This window comes from Bradyrhizobium glycinis (genome assembly GCF_016031655.1).
Classification (GTDB): Bacteria; Pseudomonadota; Alphaproteobacteria; order Rhizobiales; family Xanthobacteraceae; genus Bradyrhizobium; species Bradyrhizobium glycinis.
In genome coordinates, this window is sequence record NZ_JACCHQ010000077.1 from 1 (window position 1) to 738 (window position 738).

Consider the following 738-nt stretch of genomic DNA (forward strand, 5'->3'; position numbering starts at 1 on the left):
TGACCTTGCCCCCGGAGCTTAATCCAGCTTGAAGTTCGTTCTGGCCCACGACGAGGACCAGAGCATGAAGCGTAGCCGCTTTACGGAAGAGCAGATTATCGGGATCTTGAAGGAGCACGAGGCCGGGGTGTCGGTCGCCGATCTATGCCGCAAGCACGGCCTGAGCGACGCCAGCATCTACAAATGGAAGGCCAAGTACGGCGGGATGGACGTCTCCGAGGCCAAGCGGCTGAGGACGCTGGAGGACGAGAACACGAAGCTGAAGCGGCTCCTGGCTGACGCCATGCTGGACAATGCGGCGTTGAAGGATCTTTTGGGAAAGAAGTGGTGACGCCCGCGGCCAAGCGGAAGGCCGTCGCGCATCTCGTGGATGCCCACGGGATGAGCGAACGGCGGGCGTGTAAAGCCATCGGCTGCTGCCGCATGACCATAAGATATCGGACGACCCGAGCGGATGATGCCGGCGTTCGCCAGCGCATGAAGGCGATCGCCCAGGAGCGCCGCCGCTTCGGCTATCGGCGCCTGCATGTTCTGCTCAAGCGGGAGGGCTTTGCGATCAACCACAAGAAGCTATTCCGGCTGTACCGGGAAGAGAAGCTGGTGGTGCGCCGCCGTGGCGGCCGCAAGCGGGCGATCGGGACCCGGGCGCCGATGACCGTACCGATGGCACCGAACGACCGCTGGTCACTGGACTTCGTCTCCGATCAGCTCACGGATGGCCGCCGCTTCCGCATCTTG

Annotated in this window: 1 pseudogene; it reads left to right on the forward strand. The window is 63.3% G+C overall.

Annotation, left to right across the window (positions count from 1 at the left end):
- Nucleotides 1-64: 64 nt before the first annotated feature.
- Nucleotides 65-738: pseudogene (locus tag HZZ16_RS38640) on the forward strand (transposase); the annotation flags it as partial.